This is a genomic window from Nonomuraea spiralis (assembly GCF_014648435.1).
Classification (GTDB): domain Bacteria; phylum Actinomycetota; class Actinomycetes; order Streptosporangiales; family Streptosporangiaceae; genus Nonomuraea; species Nonomuraea spiralis.
In genome coordinates this window covers 1-22,511 of sequence record NZ_BMRC01000037.1, presented here as the reverse complement: position 1 = coordinate 22,511, position 22,511 = coordinate 1, and the positions used below count along the sequence as shown (strand labels likewise).

At 70.8% G+C, this 22,511-nt stretch carries 21 protein-coding genes; 6 read left to right on the top strand and 15 right to left on the bottom strand.

Going from position 1 to position 22,511, the window contains the following annotated elements:
• Positions 1 to 82 precede the first annotated feature (82 nt).
• The 6 genes from IEZ27_RS47010 to IEZ27_RS46985 form a co-directional block, all read right to left on the bottom strand.
• Positions 83 to 988, bottom strand: coding sequence for a D-isomer specific 2-hydroxyacid dehydrogenase family protein (locus IEZ27_RS47010; protein WP_189653187.1), 906 nt, complete (start codon positions 986 to 988; stop codon positions 83 to 85).
• Complete coding sequence (locus IEZ27_RS47005; protein ID WP_125648641.1) at positions 985 to 1,722, bottom strand: FadR/GntR family transcriptional regulator; 738 nt, start codon at positions 1,720 to 1,722, stop codon at positions 985 to 987. Before IEZ27_RS47005 ends, IEZ27_RS47010 begins: the two co-directional genes overlap by 4 nt.
• On the bottom strand, positions 1,719 to 2,339 hold the full coding sequence (locus tag IEZ27_RS47000; RefSeq protein WP_189653186.1) for a bifunctional 4-hydroxy-2-oxoglutarate aldolase/2-dehydro-3-deoxy-phosphogluconate aldolase: 621 nt from the start codon (positions 2,337 to 2,339) through the stop codon (positions 1,719 to 1,721). The genes IEZ27_RS47005 and IEZ27_RS47000 overlap by 4 nt, the downstream gene beginning before the upstream one ends.
• Positions 2,340 to 2,798: 459 nt before the next feature.
• On the bottom strand, positions 2,799 to 3,713 hold the full coding sequence (locus IEZ27_RS46995) for a sugar kinase (protein ID WP_189653185.1): 915 nt from the start codon (positions 3,711 to 3,713) through the stop codon (positions 2,799 to 2,801).
• Between the two features lie 74 nt (positions 3,714 to 3,787).
• Positions 3,788 to 5,110, bottom strand: coding sequence for an MFS transporter (locus tag IEZ27_RS46990; RefSeq protein ID WP_189653184.1), 1,323 nt, complete (start codon positions 5,108 to 5,110; stop codon positions 3,788 to 3,790).
• A gap of 266 nt (positions 5,111 to 5,376) precedes the next feature.
• The gene (locus IEZ27_RS46985) at positions 5,377 to 5,982 is read right to left on the bottom strand and encodes a TetR/AcrR family transcriptional regulator (protein WP_189653183.1); all 606 of its coding nucleotides are present in this window, start codon (positions 5,980 to 5,982) and stop codon (positions 5,377 to 5,379) included.
• Positions 5,983 to 6,132: 150 nt separating this feature from the next.
• On the opposite strand from IEZ27_RS46985, the gene IEZ27_RS46980 reads away from it, so the two are divergent.
• On the top strand, positions 6,133 to 7,572 hold the full coding sequence (locus IEZ27_RS46980; protein ID WP_229824987.1) for a PQQ-dependent sugar dehydrogenase: 1,440 nt from the start codon (positions 6,133 to 6,135) through the stop codon (positions 7,570 to 7,572).
• Positions 7,573 to 7,607: 35 nt separating this feature from the next.
• On the opposite strand, the gene IEZ27_RS46975 is transcribed toward IEZ27_RS46980, so the two are convergent.
• From IEZ27_RS46975 to IEZ27_RS46965, 3 genes are all read right to left on the bottom strand, one after another.
• Positions 7,608 to 8,099, bottom strand: coding sequence for a signal peptidase II (locus IEZ27_RS46975; RefSeq protein ID WP_189653182.1), 492 nt, complete (start codon positions 8,097 to 8,099; stop codon positions 7,608 to 7,610).
• 103 nt (positions 8,100 to 8,202) lie between these two features.
• Positions 8,203 to 8,841, bottom strand: coding sequence for a response regulator (locus tag IEZ27_RS46970; RefSeq protein ID WP_189653181.1), 639 nt, complete (start codon positions 8,839 to 8,841; stop codon positions 8,203 to 8,205).
• Between the two features lies 1 nt (position 8,842).
• Positions 8,843 to 9,970 (bottom strand): sensor histidine kinase, encoded by a 1,128-nt coding sequence (locus IEZ27_RS46965; RefSeq protein WP_189653180.1) that lies wholly within the window; start codon positions 9,968 to 9,970, stop codon positions 8,843 to 8,845.
• Between the two features lie 131 nt (positions 9,971 to 10,101).
• Here IEZ27_RS46965 and IEZ27_RS46960 point away from each other — a divergent pair, with 131 nt between their 5' ends.
• The 3 genes from IEZ27_RS46960 (at position 10,102) to IEZ27_RS46950 (ending at position 12,737) form a co-directional block, all read left to right on the top strand.
• Entirely contained in the window at positions 10,102 to 10,935 is an 834-nt protein-coding gene (locus tag IEZ27_RS46960; RefSeq protein ID WP_189653179.1) for an ABC transporter ATP-binding protein, read from the top strand.
• The gene (locus IEZ27_RS46955) at positions 10,932 to 11,663 is read left to right on the top strand and encodes an ABC transporter permease (RefSeq protein WP_189653178.1); all 732 of its coding nucleotides are present in this window, start codon (positions 10,932 to 10,934) and stop codon (positions 11,661 to 11,663) included. Before IEZ27_RS46960 ends, IEZ27_RS46955 begins: the two co-directional genes overlap by 4 nt.
• Before the next feature lie 681 nt (positions 11,664 to 12,344).
• The gene (locus IEZ27_RS46950) at positions 12,345 to 12,737 is read left to right on the top strand and encodes a hypothetical protein (protein WP_189653177.1); all 393 of its coding nucleotides are present in this window, start codon (positions 12,345 to 12,347) and stop codon (positions 12,735 to 12,737) included.
• 565 nt (positions 12,738 to 13,302) lie between these two features.
• On the opposite strand, the gene IEZ27_RS46945 is transcribed toward IEZ27_RS46950, so the two are convergent.
• From IEZ27_RS46945 to IEZ27_RS46935, 3 genes are read right to left on the bottom strand one after another with little or no spacing between them, the layout of a single operon-like run.
• Complete coding sequence (locus IEZ27_RS46945; protein ID WP_189653176.1) at positions 13,303 to 14,187, bottom strand: carbohydrate kinase family protein; 885 nt, start codon at positions 14,185 to 14,187, stop codon at positions 13,303 to 13,305.
• 34 nt (positions 14,188 to 14,221) lie between these two features.
• Positions 14,222 to 15,247, bottom strand: a complete 1,026-nt coding sequence (locus IEZ27_RS46940; protein WP_189653175.1) for a LacI family DNA-binding transcriptional regulator — start codon at positions 15,245 to 15,247, stop codon at positions 14,222 to 14,224.
• Positions 15,244 to 16,713, bottom strand: a complete 1,470-nt coding sequence (locus tag IEZ27_RS46935) for a glycoside hydrolase family 13 protein (protein ID WP_229824985.1) — start codon at positions 16,711 to 16,713, stop codon at positions 15,244 to 15,246. The genes IEZ27_RS46940 and IEZ27_RS46935 overlap by 4 nt, the downstream gene beginning before the upstream one ends.
• Before the next feature lie 230 nt (positions 16,714 to 16,943).
• Between IEZ27_RS46935 and IEZ27_RS46930 the strand changes: the two genes are divergently transcribed.
• Together IEZ27_RS46930 and IEZ27_RS46925 are read left to right on the top strand one after the other, a co-directional pair.
• Positions 16,944 to 18,227 carry an ABC transporter ATP-binding protein gene (locus IEZ27_RS46930; RefSeq protein WP_189653173.1) on the top strand — a complete coding sequence of 428 codons (1,284 nt, stop codon included), beginning with the start codon at positions 16,944 to 16,946 and terminating at the stop codon, positions 18,225 to 18,227.
• Positions 18,228 to 18,416: 189 nt separating this feature from the next.
• Positions 18,417 to 19,040 (top strand): FMN-dependent NADH-azoreductase, encoded by a 624-nt coding sequence (locus IEZ27_RS46925; protein ID WP_189653172.1) that lies wholly within the window; start codon positions 18,417 to 18,419, stop codon positions 19,038 to 19,040.
• Here IEZ27_RS46925 and IEZ27_RS46920 read toward each other — a convergent pair.
• The 3 genes from IEZ27_RS46920 to IEZ27_RS46910 form a co-directional block, all read right to left on the bottom strand.
• Positions 19,037 to 19,690: a Uma2 family endonuclease gene (locus IEZ27_RS46920; RefSeq protein WP_189653171.1), complete on the bottom strand. Its 654-nt coding sequence runs from the start codon at positions 19,688 to 19,690 to the stop codon at positions 19,037 to 19,039. The two genes, IEZ27_RS46925 and IEZ27_RS46920, sit on opposite strands and share 4 nt — an antisense overlap.
• 83 nt (positions 19,691 to 19,773) lie before the next feature.
• Positions 19,774 to 20,976 carry a type 1 glutamine amidotransferase family protein gene (locus tag IEZ27_RS46915; protein WP_189653170.1) on the bottom strand — a complete coding sequence of 401 codons (1,203 nt, stop codon included), beginning with the start codon at positions 20,974 to 20,976 and terminating at the stop codon, positions 19,774 to 19,776.
• Between the two features lie 132 nt (positions 20,977 to 21,108).
• Entirely contained in the window at positions 21,109 to 22,383 is a 1,275-nt protein-coding gene (locus IEZ27_RS46910) for an acyltransferase family protein (RefSeq protein ID WP_229824984.1), read from the bottom strand.
• Positions 22,384 to 22,511: the final 128 nt, after the last annotated feature.

Sequence of the window (22,511 nt, the reverse complement as noted above, 5' to 3'; positions counted from 1 at the left end):
CCACCCGTGCACCACCGCCACCCATGCTCCACGGCCGCCCCACCGCCGGGGCGAACGTCACCGCCATCGCCCGCCCCACCGATCAGAACCCCTGCTCCGGTGAGACCACACCTTCCAGCGAGGCGCCATCGCCGAAGTGGCGTACGTTCGCGGCCACCCGTTCGGCCAGGCCACGCCAGTAGGACGACGGCGGGTTCGCGGTGTGCGGGGTGATCAGGACGTTGTCCATGTGCCACAGCGGATGCCCCGGCGGCAGCGGCTCAGGATCGGTGACGTCCAGCGCCGCACCACCGATCCGGCCCGTACGCAAGGCAGCCACCAGGTCGTCGGTGACGACGAGCGCACCTCGGGCGATGTTGACCAGCCAGGCGTCCGTACGCATCAGGTCGAACTCGTGGGCGCCCATCATGCCCCTGGTGCTCGGCGTGGTGGCCGCCGCGAGGACGACGTACGCGGCCTCCGGCAACGCCTCCCGATACCGGGCACGCGGAAGGATGCGCTGCGCACCGGGCGCCCGGCCGCTGTCGGTGACCGCGACCACCTGGCAGCCGAACGGCTCCAGCATCCTGATGAGCGCCCGGCCGATGCCCCCGCTGCCGATGATCGCGACCGTCGAGCCGGCGAACTCCCTCGACTCGTTCCGCCCCCACTCCCTGGCCCTCGCCAGCTGCGGCAGGTTGCGGGCCGCGGCCAGCATGAGCGCCAGCGCGTGCTCGGCAACGGGTACGCCGTAGGAGCCGGTGGCGGCGGTGAAGACCGGCTCGTCGGTGATCACCCCGGCCTCGGCGTACCGCTCGACGCCCGCCGCGGGCAACTGCACCCAGCGGATACCGTCGTGGATCATGGATCGCAGCTCCTCGGGCCCGCCGCGCCCGTAGTAGACGATCGCCTCGGCCTCCTCCAGGGGCACGACGCTGCCGCCCGATCGCCGTACGGCGTCGATCAGCACGGGCACCGGTTCGGGCCCGACGTGGACGGCGACGCTCATCGGGGAACCTCCGTGACGCGGACTCGGCTGTCTTCCAGGATCTGCTCGACCTCGGCACGGGCGCGTCCGACGATGTCCGCGGCGGCCTGCGCGGCTTCGTCCGGACGCCCGGCGGCTACCGCCTCGGCGATCTCGTGATGGCGTCCGATGGCGGTGGTCTCCAGGCGTTCGGGCAGGAGCAGCAGCTCCCGCCTGGCTTCGAGCAGCACCTCGGTCACCTCGGCGAGCTGCGCGAACATGCCGTTGCCCGACGCGGTCAGCAACACCCGGTGGAAGGCGGCGTCGGCCGTGACGTAGGCCCGGTGGTCACCTGCCCGCGCCGCGGTGTCCATGGCACGGGCGTGGGCGGCCAGCTCGTCCCGGACACGGGGGTCCTGCCTGGCCGCGGCCAGCGCGGCGGCGGCGGGCTCGACGGCGGCGCGCAGCTCGGCCAGCTCACGCAGCTGGGCCTCACGTCCGGGCGAGGCCAGCCGCCAGCGGATCACCTGGGGATCATAAAGATTCCAGGCGCTCATCGGCCGTACGGTGACGCCGACCCGAGGGCGGCTGGTGACCACCCGTTTCGACTCCAGCACGCGGACGGCCTCGCGCGCGACGGTCCTGGACACCCCGTACCGCTCCTGGACGTCCTCCAGGCGCAGCACCTGGCCGGCCCGGATCTCCCCCGCCGCGAGCGACCTGCCGACCGCGTCGACGACCTGCCCGTGCAGGCCCCGCAGCGCCTCCACGCTCATCGGGCCCGCGCCAGCCCGGCCAGCAACGCGGCCACCCGTTCACCCGCGGCACGCGGCCCGCCCGAGGTCAGCGCGGAGCCCATGCCGCAGGCCACGGCACCGGCCGCGATCCACTCGGGCGCGTCCTCGACGCTCACGCCACCGGTGGGGATCACCGGCGCCTGCGGCAGCGCCGCCCGCACGTCCCGCAGCCAGGACGGTGACACGGCCGACGCCGGGAAGATCTTGACCGCGTCCGCGCCCTCCTCCAGGGCCCGTACGATCTCGGTCGGAGTGGCCACGCCGGGGAAGACCGGCACGCCGTAACGGTGTCCGGCGCGGATCACCTCGGGGTGCAGGCTGGGCGAGACCAGGAAGCGGGCGCCAGCCTCCACGGCGGCCCTGGCGGCGGCCGCGTCGAGCACCGTCCCGACGCCGACCAGGGCGTCGGGACGCTGCTCGGTGAGCCTGGCCACGGCGCTGAGGGCGCGGGGCGTGGTGAGCGCGACCTCGACGGCGTGCAGCCCGGCGTCCAGCACGGCCTCGGCCGCCGCCAGCGCCGCCTCGGGCGCGGCGGCCCTGACGATGCCGAACACACGCTGCTGCGTGACGGCCTGGACGATCTCCCAGCGGTACATGACTTCCTTTCTGCGGTCTTGTCTCATCACCGAACGGCTTCGCCTCGGATTCACCCGCGAACGGGCCCGCCAGCGGCGGCGAACCGTCTCCGCATGCCTCTCCGAACGGACCTCCTCAACCGGGCCGGCCGACTCGCCGACGAACCATCTTCCCCATGCATCCACTTCCAACGGGCCGCTTTCATCGGGTATGCAGGCTTATCGTTGGCTCGTCTTCCACGTGCGCGCTCTTCGATCCGACGGCCTCCGCCGAGCTCTTCGCTCCTCGCTCCTCGCCGGCCCGCCTTCGACGCGCTCGCTCATCAAGGCAGCCGACATGGGCAGACTCACTCCGCGTGACAAACCGCCTCCAGCGGGCTCGCGTTTCGTCGTGGACCGACTTCGACAGATTCGTGGTTACCGGCGACCGTCTGCGGCGGTTTCGCTCATGGCGGCATGACATCTCTGGCTGATCGCCCGCTATCGATGGACTGTCTCGGTGGGCTCGGTGAAGGCAGCCAGCGCGCGGTCCAGGCCCGCCCGGTCCGGCAGCCCGTCGGTGTCGGCCGCACACTGGACGACGAGCGCCGCCACGCCCGCCCCCTCACGCAGGCACACCTCGTACGGCTCACCCCGCAACATCCCCGACAGGAACCCGGCGGCGAACCCGTCCCCCGCCCCTACGGGATCGGTCACCGGCACCGGGAACGCGTCCTGTCGCAATCCCGCGCATGTGGCCGACTTGTCGCGGTGCTTGACCACGGTCAGCCCGGGCAGCACTGCGGGATCCACCTGGAGCAGGTCAAGCTCGTCCTCCCCGGCCAGCACCACATCCGCCCTGGCCAGCAGCGGCACGACCCGCTCGCGCCACGCCCCGGGCGTGCCCAGCTTGAGGCGGACGTTCGGGTCGATGGAGACCAGCGCCCCGGTCTGTCCTGCCAGCTCCAGCAGCCGCAAGGTCGCTTGATGCGCGGAATCGGACAACATCGGGGTGATCCCCGTCACGTGGACGATCTTCGCACCGCTCACCATCTCAGGCGCTACCTCGTCGGGCGTCAGCCTCGAGGCGGCCGACCCCGCACGGTGATACTGCACGTCGATGGCCCGAAAGGGGTGACTGTCACGAACCAGCAGCCCGGTCGGCGCGTCCGGGTCGACGACGGCGTGCCGGGTGTCGACGCCTTCGGCCCGGAGCATGGACAGGACCGCCCTGCCCGCGGGGTCGGCCCCCACTCGGCCCAGCCAGCGCACGTCGTGGCCGAGCCTGGCCAGGCCGGCGGCCACGTTCGACTCCGCGCCGGCGATCGAGCGGCGAAAAACGGTGGCCCGCTCCAGCGGGATGCCGGGCTCGGCCAGCATCAGCAGCATCGCCTCACCGCACACCACGACGCTCACGGCTTACCCATCTCCTGTCGTTCCAGACCGGCTCAATGGTGCTATCAAATCATGAAAGACAAGAGAAATGGCGATCAGGTCGTCTTGTAGGCGGAATGCAGCGAAATATCGATCTTGGAGCGGTCCGGCAGGGCGAGCGTGGCCACGAACCCGACCACCGCTGCGCCGACCATGAAGATCGCGATGGCCTGCCAGCCGTAGTCGTGCAGCAGCCACGTCGCGACCAACGGCGCCGGACCACCGGCGATGATCGAGGCGAGCTGATACCCGAGGCCCGCACCGCCGTACCGGAGCGGGGTCGGGAAGCTCTCGGCGATGAGCGAGGCCTGCGGGCCGTACTCCATGGCGTGCTGGATCTGGGTGATCATGATCGTGAGGAAGACCACAAGCACGATGCCGGTGTTGAGCAGGGCGAAGTACGGGAACGCCACCACCGCCAGCAGCGCGGCGCCGACCGCGTAGACGAGCCTGCGCCCGACGCGGTCGCTGAGGTGCCCGAAGAACGGGATCGCGACGAGCTCCACCGCCGCCGCGCACGTCACCGCCGACAGCGCAACCGTCCGGGGCAGGCCGAGCTGCTGGGTGCCGTACGTGATCGCGAACGTCGTGTAGAGGTAGAACGGCATCTGCTCCGACACCCGCAGCAACGCGCTGAGCACCACTTCCTTCGGGTGTTTGCGCAGCACCTCGACGACCGGGAGCCGCGCCACCTGCCGCCGTTCCAGCACCCGCGCGAACATCGGGGTCTCCAGCACCTTCAGCCGCACCCACAGCCCGACCGCCACCAGCACCAGACTGGCCAGGAACGGCACCCGCCAGCCCCAGTCCTTGAACGTGTCGCCGGTCGTGGCGGCCAGCAGCGACATCGCGCCGGTGCCGAGGATCAGCCCGATGGGCACGCCCACCTGCGGCCAGCTCGCCATCAGCCCGCGCCGGCGCTGGTCGCCCCACTCCATCGACAGCAGCACCGACCCGCTCCACTCGCCGCCCACCGCGATGCCCTGCAGGACGCGCAGGACCACCAGGATGATCGGCGCGGCGATGCCGATGCTCCCGGTGCCCGGCAGCACGCCGATGAGCGCGCTGGCCACGCCCATCGTCAGCAGGGTGACGATGAGCGTCGCCTTCCTGCCGATGCGGTCGCCCCAGTGACCGAAGATCGCCGCACCCACCGGCCGGGCCGCGAACCCCACGGCGTTGGTCGCGAAGGCCGCCAGCGTCCCCGCGTACGGCGTGGACTTCGGGAAGAAGACCTCGGCGAAGACCACGGCGGCGGCGGTGTTGTAGAGGAAGAAGTCGTACCACTCGATGGCGGTGCCGACCACGCTGGCCGTCGCCGCCTTGCGCACCTGGGCCTTGTGCTCGGCGGTCGTTAATCCGCTGCTGCTCTCGGTCACGCTGCACCTCGAAGGCGTTCCTGGGCGGCGTCCGCGCCAACGGGTGCCTTACCCCGCGCCCGCGCCCCGAACCACCTGGCGTGTCCCACCCCGACGGGAACCCCTCGGCCATCGCCATGCCCCCTTCCGCCCCCTGACTCCGCCCGGCTGGACGCGGAGCCGAGCAGAACTCTAACACCCGTTAACCCGCGCGGAAGCCACCAGAGTAATATCCGAGAGCGCAGAGGCGGTCACGCTCCGCGACGAGCCGGGGGCTTCGCAGACGGTCAGGCAGTAGGGTCGTCACCCTGGTCCGGTTCGGGCAATCCGGCGAGCACCGCGTCCAGCGCGAACTTGAAGTGTTCGACCTGGTCGGCCTGCAGCCGCGCGGCCTCGACCGCGTGGAAGTGCGGATACTTGTCGGCGGGAAGCTCGGCCCAGTCCCTGGCCGCGGCCTCGTGCAGGACGAGGTGCCCGACGCACACGCGCAGCACCGCCCCCTTCACGTGATCGGCCCGGTCAGGAGGGAATCCCGCCTCCAGCAGGATCCCGAAGATGGCCTCCTGGAGGCTCATCACCGGCGCGCGCCGCGCATAGGTGGTGATGGACCAGACCGAGGCCCGGGGGTGCTCCAGCGACTGACTGACCATGGAGATCATGAGCCCGCGGAGCTGTTCCCTCCATCCACCTTCACGGGGAGCCTGCGAGACGATCTTGCTGCACACCTCGTCGACGATGGCTTCGAGCAGGGACTCGCGTCCGTCGAAGTAGTGGTAGATCGCCGTCGCCGTCACATCGAGACGTTTGGCCAGCTTACGCATGCTGATTCCGTGGGCGCCGTCCTTCTCGAGGACCTCCAGCCCGGCTTCCAGGATCTTGTGACGGGTGAGCACCAACGTTGACCTCGCGCTTAACACATGTTAGAAATCTAACGGCCGTTAACTCGGGACAGCTTATCCGAGAGGAGAGCGATTCTTGGCTGCCCTTCTCGCGTGCCATCCACTCGTCCGACAATCGTCAACCGTTCACGGGGAGACCAGCCGGTGTCTACGACCTCCGATCTGACCGCGCCCGCGACCACGCCGCGCCGCGCGGGCCCCCGGATCCTGCTCCGGGCTTTGCTCCTGCTCCTGCTCCTGGTGGCCCTCGCGGCGGCCGGCGCCGTCTACGCCGTGAACCGGGGCGGCGCTCCGCAGACTGCCACGCAGCTGGGCGCAGAACCCCAGCTCGGGGAGCGCGAGACGTTCCCCATTCCCAAGGTCAACGCCCCGGACGTCGTGGGCTGGCCCTCCGGCAAGGCGCCGACCGCGCCCGACGGGTTCGCGGTCACCCGGTTCGCCGGCGAGCTGGAGCATCCGCGCTGGCTCTACGAGCTGCCCAACGGCGACGTGCTCGTGGCCGAGTCGGCCACCCTGCCCAAGGATCCCGGGTCCCCGATCATGCAGTTGTTCTACTGGCTGCGCCGCAACGACGGCTCGACCACCGAACGCAGCGCCAACCGGATCACGCTGCTGCGCGACACCGACGGTGACGGCGTGGCCGACTTCCGCAGCGTGTTCCTGGAGAACCTCAACCAGCCGTTCGGCATGGCCCTGCTGGCGGCGTCACCGCCGTACACGCTGGGGCCGTCGGCCGCGAACGGCACCGAGGCGGCCTTCTACGTCGCCGGCACGGACGGCGTCTGGCGTTTTCCGTACAAGCTGGGCGAAACCCGCGTCACCGGCACTGGGAAGAAGATCCTCGACCTGCCGGCCGGCGGCTACAACAACCACTGGACCCGCAACCTCTTCGCCTCCGCGGACGGCACCAAGCTCTACGTCACGGTCGGCTCGTCCAGCAACGTGGGCGAGTACGGAATGGAGGCAGAGCGACGACGGGCCGCCGTCCTGGAGATCAACCCCGACGGCAGCGGAGAACGCATTCTGGCCTCCGGCCTCAGAAACCCCAACGGTCTGGGCATCGAACCCCACTCCAAGACGCTCTGGACAGTCGTCAACGAACGCGACCTCCTGGGCGACGACGCCTCCCCCGACTACCTCACGCGCGTACGCCCCGGCGACTTCTACGGCTGGCCCTGGAGTTATTGGGGGCGCCACGTCGACGACCGGGTCCAGCCACAGCGCCCCGACCTGGTGGCCCGCGCCCTGCGGCCCGACTACGCCCTGGGCGCCCACACGGCTCCTCTCGGCCTGACCTTCGCCGAGAGCCCCGCGTTCCCCGAGCGCTACCGGGGAGGAGCCTTCATCACCGAACACGGCTCATGGAACCGGGGCGATCCTGTGGGCTACAAGGTGGTCTACGTGCCCTTCAAGGACGGCATGCCCAGCGGCAAGCCCCAGGACTTCCTCACCGGCTTCAAGCCCGCCCCGGACGAGAGCACCACGTACGGCCGGCCGGTAGGCGTGATCACGGGCAAGAACGGCCGTTTATTGGTCGCCGACGACGCCGGGAACACGATCTGGCACGTCACCCCTCGACCGTGACGACGCCGCTCAGGGAAGCCGGGGCCCCACAACGGTCAGGCAGGGTTCTCCGCCGAGGCAGGGCGTCCCTCGTCGGGGGTGTCTCCGAGAGGGATGCCGCGGATGCTGAGCAGGAACAGGACGGCACATCCGCCGGTGAGGGCGATGTCGGCGACGTTGCCGACGAACAACCCGCCGTAGTCGATGAAGTCCACCACATGCCCCTGGGCGAAGGCGGGCGGACGGAAGAGGCGGTCGAGCAGATGGGAGGTGGCCCCGCCGAGCAGCGCGCCCAGCACGACGGCCCAGGCCGCCGAGCGCAGCCGACGCGCGGCGTAGAGGATGCCGGCGACCGCCGCGGCCGCCGCCAGGGTGAACACCCAGGTCACCCCCTCGCCCATCGAGAACGCGGCACCGGGGTTCAGCAGCAGCCGCAGCTGGAGCAGCCGCGGGATCACGGTGATCTCCGTGCCGTCGGAGAGCGCCGAGACCGCCCAGAACTTCGACGCCTGATCCACGAGGAGGACCACTATGGCCAGCGCGAACATGCGCCCAAAGGGCCGCGCTCTTCGACTCGTGGCCTGCGGGCCGCGTTCGTCCGACACTCTTCCCTCACAATCAATGGCTTTTGTCTTGAAATCTAGCGGGACTTCACAGCAGTCCGGCATCGCGCACCTTCATGGCGACGAGAACCCGGTTGTCCGTGCCCAGTTTGGCGAAGATGCGGGTGATGTTCGCCTTGACGGTGGCCACGCTCACGTAGAGGCGTTCGGCGATCTCGGCGTTCGAGCTGCCGCGGGCCAGCTCGATCGCGACCTCGCGCTCGCGTTCGGTGAGGCGGGCCAGGTCCCGTCGCGCGTCCGGGTCGTGCCCACCGGTGGCCGCGGCGATCACCTGGTGTGTGACGCTCGGCGAGAGCACCGGCTCGCCGTTCGCGACGGCGCGCACCGCCTCGATCATCTTCGCCGGCGGCGTGTCCTTGAGCAGGAACCCGCCGGCGCCCAGCCGCAGCGCGCGCAGCACCAGGTCGTCAGCGTCGAACGTGGTGAGCACCAGCACCCGTGGCGGGTCCGGCCTGGACAGCAGCAGCTCCGTGGTCGCCAGCCCGTCCTGGACGGGCATCCTGATGTCCATCAGCACCACATCCGGACGCAGCTCGCGAATCACCCGCATGGCCTCACGCCCGTCCCCGGCCTCGCCGACGAGGTCCAGGTCGGGTTCGCCGCCGAGGATGAGCCGCAGGCCGGTGCGTACCATCGGGTCGTCGTCCACGATCACGACGCGGATCATGTCAGGCCTCCCACGGCAGGCGGGCGTCGAGCACGAAGCGCCCGTCATGAAGCTCGTGACTGATCGCGCCGCCGGCCATCCGGGTGCGTTCGGCCAGGCCGACCAGGCCCAGCCGGCCGCCCGGGCCCGGCGACGTCCCGTAGGGGGCGGGGTTGCTCACCCGGATGCGCAGCCCGTCGCCCGGCCCTCCGGTGAGTTCGGCCGTCACCCGCGTGCCGGGCGCGTGCTTGCGCGCGTTGGTCAGCGCCTCCTGCACGATGCGGTACGCGTGCCGCCCCGTCCGTGCGGGCAGTCGTTCGCGTCCGTCGATGGTGTCGTCCACCTCTACGCGCTGCCCGGCGGCGCGTACCTCCTCGAACAGCGCGTCCAGGTGGGCGAGGGTCGGCTGGGGCGGCTCGGTGCCGTCGCCGTCGTGGCGGAGCGTGCCCAGCACGGCGCGCAGTTCGGTGAGCGACTGGTGCGCGTTCTCCTGGATGGCGAGCGCGACCTCCCGCGTCTCCGCGGCCGGCAGGTCCCTGCGGTGGGCCAGCCCGCCGGCGAGCATCGCCAGCAGCGAGATCCGGTGGGCCAGCACGTCGTGCATCTCCTGGGCGATCTTCAGGCGTTCGCCCAGCCTGGCCTGCCGTACCCGCTGACGCTGCTCGGCCAGTTCAGCGGCCCTGCGGGCGGCGGCCAGCTCGCGGCGCCCGCGCACGTACAGCGCGAAGACGGTCAGCGCGCCGACGGCGAGGGCGGTGACGGCGCCGTACAGCACCATGTACGCCACCGTGCCCTGCCACCGGGAGTACACCACCTGGCTCAGCCAGAACACGACCGCGACCGGTGCCACCTGCCGCCATCGCCCGCGTACGCACAGGGACGCGTACGCGACCGCGGCGACCCCCACGGCGGCGAGCGAGACCGCGGTCAGCACGGCGGTGACCAGCGCGAGCTGCCACGGCAGGCGGTGCCGCAACAACAGGAGGGGCAGCGCGAGCACCCCGATGCCCAGGTCGATCAGCAGCGGCGTCGGCGGCGGGTCGGTACGCGCGATCAGCAGCAGGCCACTGAGCAGCACCGGCACGGCGGCGACCAGGTAACGCAGCGCGGGCCCCGCCCTGTCCGGTGGATGCTCGATGAGGTCATGCACGGCTCCCACCTTAGGGAATCGCACAAAGGCGACCATATCGACCAGGGTCGACAGCCTTGTAGACCTGGGTCGCCATCGGTGTGGCCGCCGATCCGATGCCGGGCAGCCCAGGTGACCGATGGACTTGACCCGTGATCGAATTCAGCCATCTCACCAAGGTCTACAAAGACGTGAAGGCGCTCGATGACGTGTCCTTCACCGTTGCGGCCGGGAGCGTCACCGGGTTCCTGGGCCCCAACGGGGCGGGCAAGTCGACGGCGCTGCGCGTCCTGGCGGGGCTGTCGCGGCCGACGTCGGGGTCGGCCACCGTACTCGGCCGGCCCTACGCCGAGCTGGACCGCCCGGCGTTCCGCGTCGGCACGCTGCTCGACGCCACCGCCCAGCATCCCGGCCGCACCGGGCGCGAGGTCCTGACGCTCGGCGCGATCATGCTCGGCCTGCCCAGGTCGCGCGTCGCCGAGGTGCTCGACCTGGTCGGCCTGACCGGCAAGGAGAGCAAGCGGGTCGTCGGCCGGTACTCGCTGGGGATGCGGCAGCGGCTCGGCATCGGCCATGCGCTGCTCGGACGTCCCGAGGTGCTCGTGCTCGACGAGCCCGCCAACGGGCTCGATCCTCAGGGCATCCAGTGGCTGCGCGGCCTGCTGCGTGAGCTGGCCGGGGCGGGGTGCGCGGTGCTGCTCAGCTCCCACCTGCTGCACGAGGTGGAACTGGTCGCCGACCACATCGTGGTGATCGGCCACGGCCAGGTGCTGGCCCAGGGGACGATCGCCGAGCTCGCCCGGCACGGGAGCCTGGAACAGGCCTTCCTGACCCTGACCACCGCCGCAGACCGGGCTCACACCACGGGCACCGCTGCACGCCGAGGTCTCGCCACGGACAGTGCTGGAGGCAGTGGGCAGGCGACGGCCGCTGCCACGCCGAGTGGGCGGGCGACGGCCGGCTCCGCGGATGGGGGGCGGGGATGAGTGCCGTTCCCTTTCGCAGGGTGCTGGTCGTGGAGGCGCGCAAGCTCGTCGACACGCGGAGTGGGCGGGCCATCGCCGCGATCATGCTCGCGTTGTCCGTCGTGGCGATCGCGGGGCGCGCCACGGCTGCGGAGCCGCACCTGAGCCTCCTGGCGGGCACGGCCGGGCTCGGGTACGGAACCTTGCTGCCCGTGCTCGCGATCCTCACGATGACCGGCGAGTGGAGTCAGCGTACGGCGTTGACCACGTTCGCGCTGGAGCCTCGGCGTGGTCGCGTACTGGTGGCCAAGTGTCTTCCGCCGCTGGTCGTGGCCTTGGCGGCGCCGCTGGTCGCGCTGCTGGTGGCGCTTCCCGTGACGGCGGTGTCGAGTGCGGTCCGCGATGTTCCTGCCGTTTGGGAGGTCTCGCCGGGAGCCGTTCTGGGGCTGGCCGTGACGACGGCGCTCACCGCGGCGGAGGGGCTGGGCATGGGCATGCTGCTGCTGAACGCTCCGGCCGCGATCGTGATCTGCCTGTCGAACTCGGTGGTGTGGAGCGCCGTCGCGCAACTCGGGGACACGGGGGCGGCTCTGGCCGGATGGCTCGACCTGAACCACACCACCGATCCGCTGCTGAACGGGCAGCTGACCGGAGGTGACGCCGCCCGGCTCGCGGTGTCGGTGACGGTGTGGATCGTCGCTCCTCTGGTGGCGGGAAGCGTCCGGGTGATCCGCAAGGAGGTGAGCTGACAGCTCACTGCATGGGTTGAGGCGAAGAAGGGGCCTTTGCCCGAGTCTGTGCAGGTGTTCGGAGACGCTGTCACGCCAGGCAGTCGCCCCAGGGCCGTACCCGAGGCCACGCCGAGCCGCACAAGGCCATGCCCGGCCGGGGTTTGGGCTTGGGGCCCGGCATGAGCTTGGGGTCCGGCTTGGACTTGGGCTGAGGGACGAGGGCCTGGGGCGCGGGCCTGGGGCGCGGGCCTGGGCGTGAACCGGTGTCATGCCGTGGCCGCACGCGGGCCCGTGCTGGAGCTGTGCCTCGACCGGCGTGGAGGCCGTTGCCGGTGCCGAACCCAGCCAGTGCCGAAAGCTAAGCCGACGCTCAAGCCGGGTCCGTGCTCAAGCTGAGTACCCAAGCTGTGTCGGCGCCCGAGCCGGGCCAGTGCCCAAGCGGGCCAGTGCCCAAGCGGAGCAGTTCCCAAGCGGAGCAGTGCTCACGCCGGGCCGGTGTCCAGGGGTCGGGGCCGCACTGGTGGTGGGTGGCTGAGTGCTGTGGTTCTGGGCTGTGGGTGCTTGGCTGTGGGTCTGGGCTCAGGGTGGTGTGCGTTCGTGCGGGGGGCGGGGCTCGGCACGGGGTGGAACGATTTGGAACGCCTTCCAGGTGGCGCCGGCGAGGTGTCGGTTCCGGTTCGCACGATGGAAGGAACGCTTATGTCAGAACGTCGATCAGGTCGTGAACGGCGCCGTGCGGCGGCTCTTGTGCTGGCCGCTGCCGGGGCGATGGGGCTGGTCGTCGCCGGTCAGGGGGTACCTGCTCAGGCTGCGGGCTCGGCGGTGGGGGTCAAGTGCGGGTTCGCCGTTCATGACCTGACGTTCACGACCGCGGCGCCCGCACGGGTGATCGCCCAGGGTGAGTGTGTCCCCGAGACCGAGGATCACCAGCTGTTCGTCAAGATCTTCCGTAACGACACGCAGGTCTTCAGCGGGGGCAACGGCGTCGGGATCGTCACGGCCATCTACACCTGCCATGGCAGCACGTCGAGCACCTTCAGGGCAGTGTGGAGCACCGGCCAGGTGGACGAGGCCACGTTCCCCTGCGGCTGACGACCGGCCGGACCTCGAGGGCGGGCCGTAAACGCCCATCGCCCAGGCCACTCGCCGCACAGGCTGGCCGTTCGACCACGTCCCAAACTGTGGGCCACGTCTCGGATTATGGACCTCGAACCAGGTTGTGGGCGGACCGCGAGTCGGTGTTCGACATCCGACCCGAGTTTCAAACACGCGGCCCCGCCTTCGGCACAGGGCCCGACGTCCAAGGCCGCACCCGACGTCCATGGCCACGCCCGACGTTCAAGGCCACGCCCGACGTCCATGGCCGCGCCCGACGTTCAAGGCCAGGGGCCGTGCTCGGTGCGGGCCCCGGCTCAAGGTTCGGCCCGAGCTCCGGTGCCCAGCCGGGCGTCCGGCACAGGACCCGAGCTACGGTGCACGGCCAAGCGCGGCACACGGATCGGACAGTGGCATACGGTCCGAGCTTCGGCGTGCAGGTCCGGGCTTCGGCCTCTGGCCCCACCAAAACGCGGGGACGGAAACGACCCCCGCCTCTCCCGTGGCGAGCCGATGGCCGGTGTCGTTCGGTGAACGGGGCCCACCTCGTACGGCCAGACGCTCACCGAGGTTGCCCGGATGCCCGGGTGAGGAGGAGGTCTTCTGGGATGGGGGATTCGTGGGTGCCCTCGACCGTGCAGGCGTGGGCACCGGCGATGGCGCCCAGTCTGACGCGTTCGGACAGCGGATAACCGTTCAAGGTGCCGTACAGGAAGCCGGAGACGAAGGCGTCGCCCGCGCCGTTGCTGTCGGCCACCGCCCCGGGCAGAGGTACGGCGGGAAAGACCTGTACGGCCGGCGAGTCGCGGGTCAGGACGAGGCAGCCGTCCGCGCCCCGGGTGCAGACGACCGTGTGGGCGCGCCCTCTGTCCAGGATGTCGCGCATCGTGGCGGCCGGGTCCGGCAGGGCGGCGGCCGAGAGGAAGACCAGGTCGGAGCGGTAGGCGAAGTCCTTCTGGTAGTCGGCGACGCCGTCCCAGTCGTGCAGGTCGGTGGAGATGGGTACGCCGTCGAGGTCTGGGTAGACGTGGCGGCAGAAGTCCATGATCGAGATGTGGACGTGCCTGGCGCGCAGGCCGGCGTACAGCTCACGGGGCAGGCGCTCCCCCGGGGTGACCTTGGGGTCGTGGAGGGACGTACGGCGCCCGTCGGGCCCGACGAGCAGGACGCTGCGCCGGGTGCCCGCCTCGGCCGTCCCCCACCTGCAGTCGACGTCGCGCAGCGCGTGCCTGATCAGCGCGCCCTGCGGGTCGTCGCCGATGAGGTCGGCGAACGCCACGTCGAGGCCCAGCGCCCGGCAGCCGAGGGCGACTCCGGCTCCTGTGTTGCCGATGCGGTCGACGACGGGAGGCACGTGGTAGGTGTCCCGGTACGGCAGCGGCAATGTCGGCACGTACACCGTGGTGTCCACCCCGGCGCCGCCGAGGACCAGCACGTCACGCAGCAACGTTCGATCAACCCTTCGAGGACGAACCGGCGGATCAGCGGTTCACCAGTGGCCCGGAGCCCGTGGAACCGCGGACGACGAGCTCCGGCTGGAAGATCAGCTCGACGTGCTTGGCCGGCGCGCCGTTGATCTCCTCCAGCAGCGTCTGCACGGCGGCGGACGCCATCGCCCCGATCGGTTTGCGCACGGTGGTCAGCGGCGGGTCGGTGAACGCGATCAGCGGCGAGTCGTCGAACCCGACCACCGACACGTCGCCCGGTACCGCGAGCCCCATCTGCCGGCACGCCCGGATCGCCCCCAGCGCCATGAGGTCGCTCGCGCACACGATCCCCGTGCACCCGCGGGCGAGGAGCTGCGCGGCGGCCGCCTGCCCGCCCTCGACCGAGAACAGCGAGTGGGAGATCAGATCGTCCACGTCGGTGGCGCCGAGCAGGTGGGCCATGGCCTGCTTGTAGCCCTCGATCTTCCTGATCACCGGGACGAACCTGCGCGGCCCGAGCGCGAGCCCGACACGTTCGTGGCCGAGGTCGACCAGGTGCTGCACGGCCAGCCGGGCCGCGAGGCGGTCGTCGGGCGAGATGAAGGGCGCGTCGATGTGCTCGCTGTAGCCGTCGACCAGCACGATCGGCAGGCCGCGGTCGGTCAGGCGGGTGTAGCGGTCCATCCGGGCGGTGGTGTCGGCGTGCAGGCCGGAGACGAAGACGATGCCGCTCACGCCACGGTCGACCAGCAGCTCGGTGAACTCGTCCTCGGGCGCGCCGCCGGGGAGCTGGGTGCACAACACGGGCGTGTAGCCGTGCTGGGTCAGCGCCTTCTCGATGGCCTGCGCGAACGCGGGGAAGATCGGGTTGTCCAGCTCGGGCGTCACCAGCCCGATGAGCCCGTTGCTGCGCTGCCGGAGCCGGGGCGGCCGCTCGTAGCCCATGAGGTCGAGGGCCGCCATCACCGCCTGGCGGGTGCCGGCCGAGACCCCGGGTTTGCCGTTGAGCACCCGGCTGACCGTGGCCTCACTCACCCCGGCCTGGGCGGCGATGTCGGCTAGGCGAGCGTGACCGTTCATGGAACACACTTTACTTTCCACCACGCGGCCGAATCGGCTGCTCCGGGGACATCCGAGGCGAGCAGCGGCTCTCCCTCTACGCCGAAGTCGACGGGGGCGCCGGTCAGGTTGACGGTGCACAGCACGTCGCCGCGGGAGAAGACCAGCGTGCCCTCGGGCGAGTCGTGCCAGACCAGGTCGCCTTCCAGGGTGCGGCGCAGGCGCAGCGCGGCGCGGTAGAGCTCCAGGGTCGAGCCCGTGGCGCCGTCCTGGGCCTGGACGCTGAGGTCGGCCCAGCTCGCCGGGATCGGCAACCACGGGTCGCGCCAGCCGAGCTCGCGGGTCCAGGGCAGCGGCACGCGGCAGCCGTCGCGCCCGCTGTCGGGGTCGCGCAGCCGCTGCGGGTCCTGGCACACCTCCTCCGGGAGGTCGAGCACCTCGGGAAGGCCCAGCTCCTCGCCCTGGTAGACGTAGGCCGAGCCGGGGAGCGCGAGCGTCAGCAGCGCGGCGGCGCGGGCTCTGGCCAGGCTGCCGTAGCGGGTGACGTGCCGCTTGACGTCGTGGTTCGACAACACCCAGGTGGTGGGCGCGCCCACCGACCCGGCTGTGGCGAGCGAGGAGTCGATCACCTCGCGCAGCGCGGCGGCGTCCCACGGGGTGAACAGGTAGTGGAAGTTGAAGGCCTGGTGGAGCTCGTCGGGCCGTACGTACATGGCCAGGCGCTCGGCGGTGGGCGCCCACGCCTCGGCCACGCCGATGCGCTCGCCAGGGTAGGAGTCGAGCACGCGCCGCCACGCCCGGTGGATCTCGTGCACGCCGTCGTTGTCGAAGTACGGCACCGGCTCCCGGCCGATCATCCTGGTCTGGTTCGGATGGCCGATGTCGGGCAGGTCGCGCGGTTTGACCATGCCGTGCGCCACGTCGACGCGGAAGCCGTCCACGCCCAGGTCGAGCCAGAACCGCAGGATCGACTCGAACTCGCCGCGCACCTCGTGGTCGTCCCAGTTGAGGTCCGGCTGGGCGGGGTCGAACAGGTGCAGGTACCACTGCCCGTCCTCGACCTGGGTCCAGGCGGGGCCGCCGAAGATGGACTCCCAGTCGTTGGGCTGGTCGCGGAAGATGTAGCGATCGCGTCGCTCGCCGCGCAGCGCGGCCTGGAACCACGCGTGCGCCGAGGAGGTGTGGTTCGGTACGACGTCCACGATGACGCGCAGGCCGTGGCCGTGCGCCTCGTCGATGAGCGCCTTGGCGTCGGCCAGGGAACCGAACAGCGGGTCGACGTCCCGGTAGTCGGCCACGTCGTAGCCGAAGTCGGCCATCGGAGAGGTGTAGAAGGGCGTCAGCCAGACGGCGTCCACCCCGAGCTCCACCAGGTACGGCAGGCGATCGCGGACGCCGATCAGGTCGCCTACGCCGTCGCCGTTGCCGTCGGCGAAGCTGCGCACGTAGACCTGGTAGATCACGGCGTCACGCCACCACTTGTTCATGGATTTCCCCCCGAGTTCCCGCACCATGAAAGCCCTTGCCGCAAGTTTACGCAAGCCCTTCCATGCACCTCGTATCCGGATTTATGGGTATTCGGCCGCCTAAAACCCCTGGCCGAAACACCTGCGGGAGAGATTCTTTATGTCAAGGGTGGACATGCGGCGTTAAGGCGCGATGTACTACCTCATCAATCAGCCTCGTCACAGGTGACACGCGTGCAAGGTGTGGGCCCATGAGCTCGGTCGTTCTCGACAAAGTGACCAAGGTGTATCCGGGCGACTACCTGGCAGTCGACCGGCTGAGCCTTCAGGCCGAGGATGGCGAGTTCCTCGTCCTCCTCGGGCCTTCCGGTTGCGGCAAGTCCACGTTGTTGCGGATGATCGCCGGCCTGGAGGAGATCACCGAAGGTGATCTCTGGCTGGACGGCCAGCTCGCCAACCACCTGCCACCGCGCGACCGCGACGTGGCCATGGTGTTCCAGAACGGTGCGCTCTACCCGCACCGGACCGTACGCGGGAACATCGCCTTCCCTCTGGAGATCGCCAAGTCGGACCCGGCGATGGTGCGCGACCGCGTCACCGAGCTGTCCAAGGTGCTGCACATCGACGAGACGCTCGACCGCCGCCCCGGCACACTGTCGGGCGGCCAGCGGCAGCGCGTGGCGATGGGCCGGGCGATCGTCCGGCAGCCGAAGCTCTTCCTCATGGACGAGCCGCTGTCGAACCTCGACGCCGGCATGCGCACCGAACTCCGCATGGAGATCAGCGCCTTGGTCAGGTCACTCGGGGTGACCACGATCTACGTCACGCACGACCAGGTCGAGGCGCTCACCCTGGCCGACCGGATCGCGATCTTGAATCGCGGCGTCCTGCAGGACGTCGGCACTCCGGCCCAGATTTACAACGATCCAGCGACGGCGTTCGTGGCGGCCTTCCTCAACTCTCAGCAGTTGAACCTGTTGGCGGCCGGTGTCAGAACGCCGCAGAACCAGTATGTCATGCTCGACTTCGGCCCGCACCGGCTCACGATGCCCTGGAGCGATCCCAGGGCGTACGCGATCTCTCAGCACACGGGCGGGCAGGTGCTGGTCGGCATGCGTCCGGACGGGCTGGCGCCGGTGCCGGAGTCGTACGAGGGGCCGTCGTTCTACGGGCGGGTACGGGCGCTGGAGTACCACGGGCACGAGTGGCTGGCCTACCTGGAGTGCGGCATGCCGGCCGTACCGGTGCCCGAACCCCCGGACCCGCGCGCCCGCATGAACGGCGAGCGCAACGGCGCGGGCGGACTGACCGGGATGGTGCGCCGCCTCTTCTCCCAGCGGAACGAGGAGCGGGAGGAACAGGAGCAGGTCGGCCAGAACGTGGGCAGCGGCTTCCACCGCCGCTCCGACCTGATCGTCCGGCTGGGGAACCGGCCGATGTGGCGCGCGGGCGACGCCGCGAAGGTCGCGGTGGACCTCTCCCGCCTCATGATCTTCACCCTGGACGGCACCCGCATCGACCCACCCCGCCGCTGACGTATTGACCGAACCCCGCCGTTCGCCACAATTCGCGTACGGCGGCACAGTCGCCGACCACGCCATCGCCCCGGAGGCCCCGCACACCCCACCGCGCCCCACCATGCCCTCGCGCGACCTTGACCAAGTGGACCGCAGTCCGTATTGTTGGCGACGTTAAACGGACCATAGTCCAGAAAGGCTCGCGTCATGTCCAGGTTGCTGCACATCTCCGCCTCCCCCCGCGGCACGGAATCCATCTCGACCGCCATCGCCGAGACGTTCGTCGAGGAGTACGTCGCCACCCACCCCACCCACACCGTAGACAGGTTCGACCTCTGGGACGGCACCCTGCCGGAGTTCGGCCCCGCCGCCGCCCGCGCCAAGATGACGGTGTTCGGCGGCGGCACGCCCGAGGGCGAGGAGGCCGAAGCGTGGGCCGCGGCCGTCAGGACGTTCGAGCGGTTCGATTCCTACGACCGCTACCTGTTCAGCGTGCCCATGTGGAACGCGAGCGTGCCGTACAAGCTCAAGCAGTTCATCGACGTCGTCAGCCAGCCGGCGATGATCTTCGACGTGCACCCGGAGACGGGCTACCGGCCCCTGCTGACCGGCAAGCGCGCCGCCGTCGTCTACACCAGCGCGGTGTGGGGGCCGGGTCTCGGCCCGGAGTTCGGCAGCGACTTCCAGTCGACCTTCTTCAACGACTGGCTGCGCTGGACGGGCATCGGCGACGTCCAGGAGATCCGCCACCACCCCACGCTCACGGGCTCGTACGACACCGAGCGCAAGCAGGCCGACGAAGACGCCCGCCGCATCGCCCGCACCTTCTAGGAGACTCGGCGGCGCCCGGCCAGGACCGCCGGATCGAAGGCCACGGGGAAAGGCTCGGCGATCTCCAGCAGGTCTCCCGCCTTGGCCTCGGCCACCAGCTCGTAACCCTGCCTGCCGAGATTGAAGACCTCGACACGCGGCGTGTCGTCGCCTTCGAGCTCCACGCGGATGAACACCGGAATGCCGGCGGCCGCGTACTTGGGCGGCTTGATCGTGTAGTCACGCTCGCGGTTGCCCTTGCCAGGGCTGACCACCTCGGCCACGCAGACGACGTCGGCCGCGAAGAGCGCGACCTGCCCTTCCAGAATGGCCTCGGCGAATCCCACCAGCACATCGGGAACCAGCCCGTCGTCCCCGACGCGGAGGTTTCCCGACTCGATCACCTCGAACTCCTCGGGCGCCGCCGCGAGGAGCAGGTCGCGCAGTCTTCCGGCGCAGAGCGCGTGATCGTAGGCGGCCATGGGACTCACCACGAAACTCCCGTCGATCAACTCGATCCGCTCCCCGGTCTCGGGAAGCTTGAGCCAGTCATCGACGGTGTATCCATCCTTGGAGGGCGGCAGGGAGAAGAGCCGCACCCGGCGCGGAGGCGGGTGGGCGACCAGCCATCCCTCATCCGGCAGAGCACTCATCGCCTCATCGCCTTCCATGGATCGAGTCTCGCACGCCTGCCATCAAGGGCCAAGTGTAGCCGGGCGAGCACGTCGAGTGACGAGAGCACATTACCGTGTCTTTACCCGCGCCGCCCCGGTATGCAGCCCGTCTGGGGAGCCGGGCTCCAGCGGGGGCCGTCCGGGGTGTCCTCCACGAGGACGCCGCCGCGCGCCATCGCCGCCCGTAACGCGTCCGCCGTCTCGTACCGTCCAGATCCGCGCAGTTCGGCGCGCAGGTCGAGGAGCGGTTCGACCAGGGGGTGCAGGGGGGCGGTGGCGGCGGCCTCGCCCAGCCGGGCGATCAGCAGCCGCATCAGCTCCCGGGCCTGGTCGACCCCGCCGGAGTCCTCCTCGGTGTCGGCCGCCCACTTGACGATCTCGGCTTCCAGGTCGAGCACGAGCTGCGCCGCCGCCACCAGGTCCGGCCCGGCCACGGCGGCCTTGAACAGCTCCTCGCACGACCGGGTCGTCTCCTCCAGCGTGACCGTGTCCTCCGGGGGCCCGGCCACGCCCGGCGGCGGAACGGCTCCTGGCGTCCCGCCCTCGGCCAGGTCGCGGACCGCGGCCAGGGACGTACGGGTGCCCGCGGGCAGGACGGTCACCGAACCCGGCCGCCGTACGGTCAGGCCGCCGCGCCCCGCCACGCACACCTCCTCGGACTCCAGGTCGACGATCAGCGCGGTGTGCTCGTCGAGCCCCAGGACGGCGGTGTCCGACGGCAGCTCCCGCTCCATCCGTGCCAGCCGCCGCTCGCCCAGGTAGCAGTAGCGGGTGTCGTGGGTGCCGCCCTCGGCGTTGTCGTAGTGCGGGATCAGCACGGCCCGCAGGCCCAGCGTCTCCAGCAGGTCGACGCCCTCGCGCCAGTGGGGTTCGGCGCCGACCTTGTAGATCTCGTACACGGGCACGGTGGCCAGGCCCGCGGTGCAGGCGGCGGCCGAGGTGAGCACCGTCACCCCCTGCCGGGAACGTACGCGGGCGCGCAGGTCGCCGGCCACGCCCGAGGCGGCCCACCGGTCCAGCGCGTACGTGGGGCTGCCCGGCCCTGAGAACACCCAGTCGGCCCCCGTGACCCCGGTGGCCACCTCGACCTCCAGGCCGACGCTGCGGGCGAAGTAGCGGCGGGCACGGGCGGAGATGTCGGCGGCGTTCTCCTGGAAGGCGTAGGGGGTGTCGAGCAGCACGGCGCGGGCTCCGGGACGCAGTCCGCGCGCGACCGCCCGGTGGACCTCGACCATGGTCGGGCTCGTCTCCCCCGACCCCATGAGCACCAGCGCACCCGGCATGACCTCGGCCCTTCTCTCACCCGCCGGCGACCGCGGCGGTTCCCGGCTCAGCGGGGTCCGTGCCGATGACCCGCACACCATCTTGCGCTTCACGAGCCGGCGGTACGAGCCCGATGACCAGATCGTGCAGACCTACGCGGTGTGCCCCGATCCGTCGCCCGTACTGGAGACCGCCCCGGCCAGGCCGCCATCGAGGACCCCGTCATGTCCGGCGCCCTGGGCGCCCACCCCGGCGCCGCGCCGGGACAGGCGCCGGCCGAGCGTCTGCATCGGGCGTTCGACGTAGCGGTAGGCGAGGGCGCTGATCCCGAGGATCAGCGCCAGGGCCAGCACGGCCATCACGAGCTGGTACGGCAGCGGCGACAACCGCAGGTCGCCCGTGACCTCGACGAAGTACTTCAGCAGCGGATGGTGCACCAGGTAGAGCGAGTAGCTGATCAGCCCCAGCCAGGTGAGCACGGCGGGCAGCCGCCGCCCGCGCAACGCCATCGCGCCCGCGAACGTCGCCGCCGCCAGCGCGATCGTGGTCAGCCACACGTCGGGCTCGACCCACCACCAGCCGCTCTCGATCGCCCAGAGGGGAGCCACGGCCACCAGCGCCGCGGTCACCGCGACCGGCCACAGCCCGCCGCGCCCGCGCTCCCACCGGTGGATCGCCGTGCCCGCGAACATCACCGCGACGACGGCCGCGCCCAGCCACGGCACCCGGCTGCTGAGCAGCAGCAGCGCCAGCGCCATCAGGCCGAGCACGCACGCGGCGGTCCTGCGGAACCAGCCGCCGACCACGCAGGCCAGCCCGGCCGCGAACACCGCGCACGACACGTACGCGAGCCATCCGCCGCGCAGCACCGCGCCCGACACCACCAGCCCGACCACGACGGACGCCCCGGCGAACAACACGGAGACCAGCCCGCTGCGCTCGTGCGCCTTGATCACGAACAGCGCGGTGACCAGGAGGTAGAACACCATCTCGTACGACAGCGTCCACATCGTGTCGGCCACGCCGCCCACGCTCACGACGTCGAGCAGCATGGTCGCGTGCGCCGCGACCGCGCTCCCGTCGCGCGGCACGCCCTCGCGCACCGGCACCCACCAGGACGCGGCCAGGACCAGCGCGATCACGGCCAGGTAGAGCGGGTAGAGGCGGAAGAAGCGGCTGGTCCAAAAGGCCCGCACGTCGCCGTGGCGTTCCAGGGAGGTCGGGATGATGTACCCGCTGACCAGGAAGAACACCAGGATGCCGTAGACGCCGAGGCTGAACCAGAAGGGCCGCAGCGCGGGCAGGAACCACGGCAGCAGGTGCTCGGCGACCACCGCGAGCGCGCCGATGCCGCGCAGCGCGTCGAGCCAGGCGAGCCTGGAGGGCGCGCCGGGCATGGTCGTCTCGGGGGTCGCGGCGGTCGGCACCCGGCCCAACTTACCCGCAGCGGGCTAGATCACTGATGTGAATTTGGGTTAATGGTCGTAGGCGGTCAGTGATCGTTTGACGGGTGCGCCGGTGTTCCAGTTGTGCCAGATCACGGCGTTGAGGGCGA

What these genes read in the sequence shown, in the direction of transcription:
- IEZ27_RS46955 (WP_189653178.1), top strand. Translation starts at nt 10,932, where the DNA reads ATGAGTGCCGTTCCCTTTCGCAGGGTGCTGGTCGTGGAGGCGCGCAAG.
- IEZ27_RS46970 (WP_189653181.1), bottom strand. Translation starts at nt 8,841, where the DNA reads ATGATCCGCGTCGTGATCGTGGACGACGACCCGATGGTACGCACCGGC.
- IEZ27_RS46920 (WP_189653171.1), bottom strand. Translation starts at nt 19,690, where the DNA reads ATGGAAGGCGATGAGGCGATGAGTGCTCTGCCGGATGAGGGATGGCTG.
- IEZ27_RS46940 (WP_189653175.1), bottom strand. Translation starts at nt 15,247, where the DNA reads ATGAACGGTCACGCTCGCCTAGCCGACATCGCCGCCCAGGCCGGGGTG.
- IEZ27_RS46925 (WP_189653172.1), top strand. Translation starts at nt 18,417, where the DNA reads ATGTCCAGGTTGCTGCACATCTCCGCCTCCCCCCGCGGCACGGAATCC.
- IEZ27_RS46975 (WP_189653182.1), bottom strand. Translation starts at nt 8,099, where the DNA reads ATGTTCGCGCTGGCCATAGTGGTCCTCCTCGTGGATCAGGCGTCGAAG.
- IEZ27_RS46930 (WP_189653173.1), top strand. Translation starts at nt 16,944, where the DNA reads ATGAGCTCGGTCGTTCTCGACAAAGTGACCAAGGTGTATCCGGGCGAC.
- IEZ27_RS46950 (WP_189653177.1), top strand. Translation starts at nt 12,345, where the DNA reads ATGTCAGAACGTCGATCAGGTCGTGAACGGCGCCGTGCGGCGGCTCTT.
- IEZ27_RS47010 (WP_189653187.1), bottom strand. Translation starts at nt 988, where the DNA reads ATGAGCGTCGCCGTCCACGTCGGGCCCGAACCGGTGCCCGTGCTGATC.
- IEZ27_RS47005 (WP_125648641.1), bottom strand. Translation starts at nt 1,722, where the DNA reads ATGAGCGTGGAGGCGCTGCGGGGCCTGCACGGGCAGGTCGTCGACGCG.
- IEZ27_RS46935 (WP_229824985.1), bottom strand. Translation starts at nt 16,713, where the DNA reads ATGAACAAGTGGTGGCGTGACGCCGTGATCTACCAGGTCTACGTGCGC.
- IEZ27_RS46915 (WP_189653170.1), bottom strand. Translation starts at nt 20,976, where the DNA reads ATGCCGGGTGCGCTGGTGCTCATGGGGTCGGGGGAGACGAGCCCGACC.
- IEZ27_RS47000 (WP_189653186.1), bottom strand. Translation starts at nt 2,339, where the DNA reads ATGTACCGCTGGGAGATCGTCCAGGCCGTCACGCAGCAGCGTGTGTTC.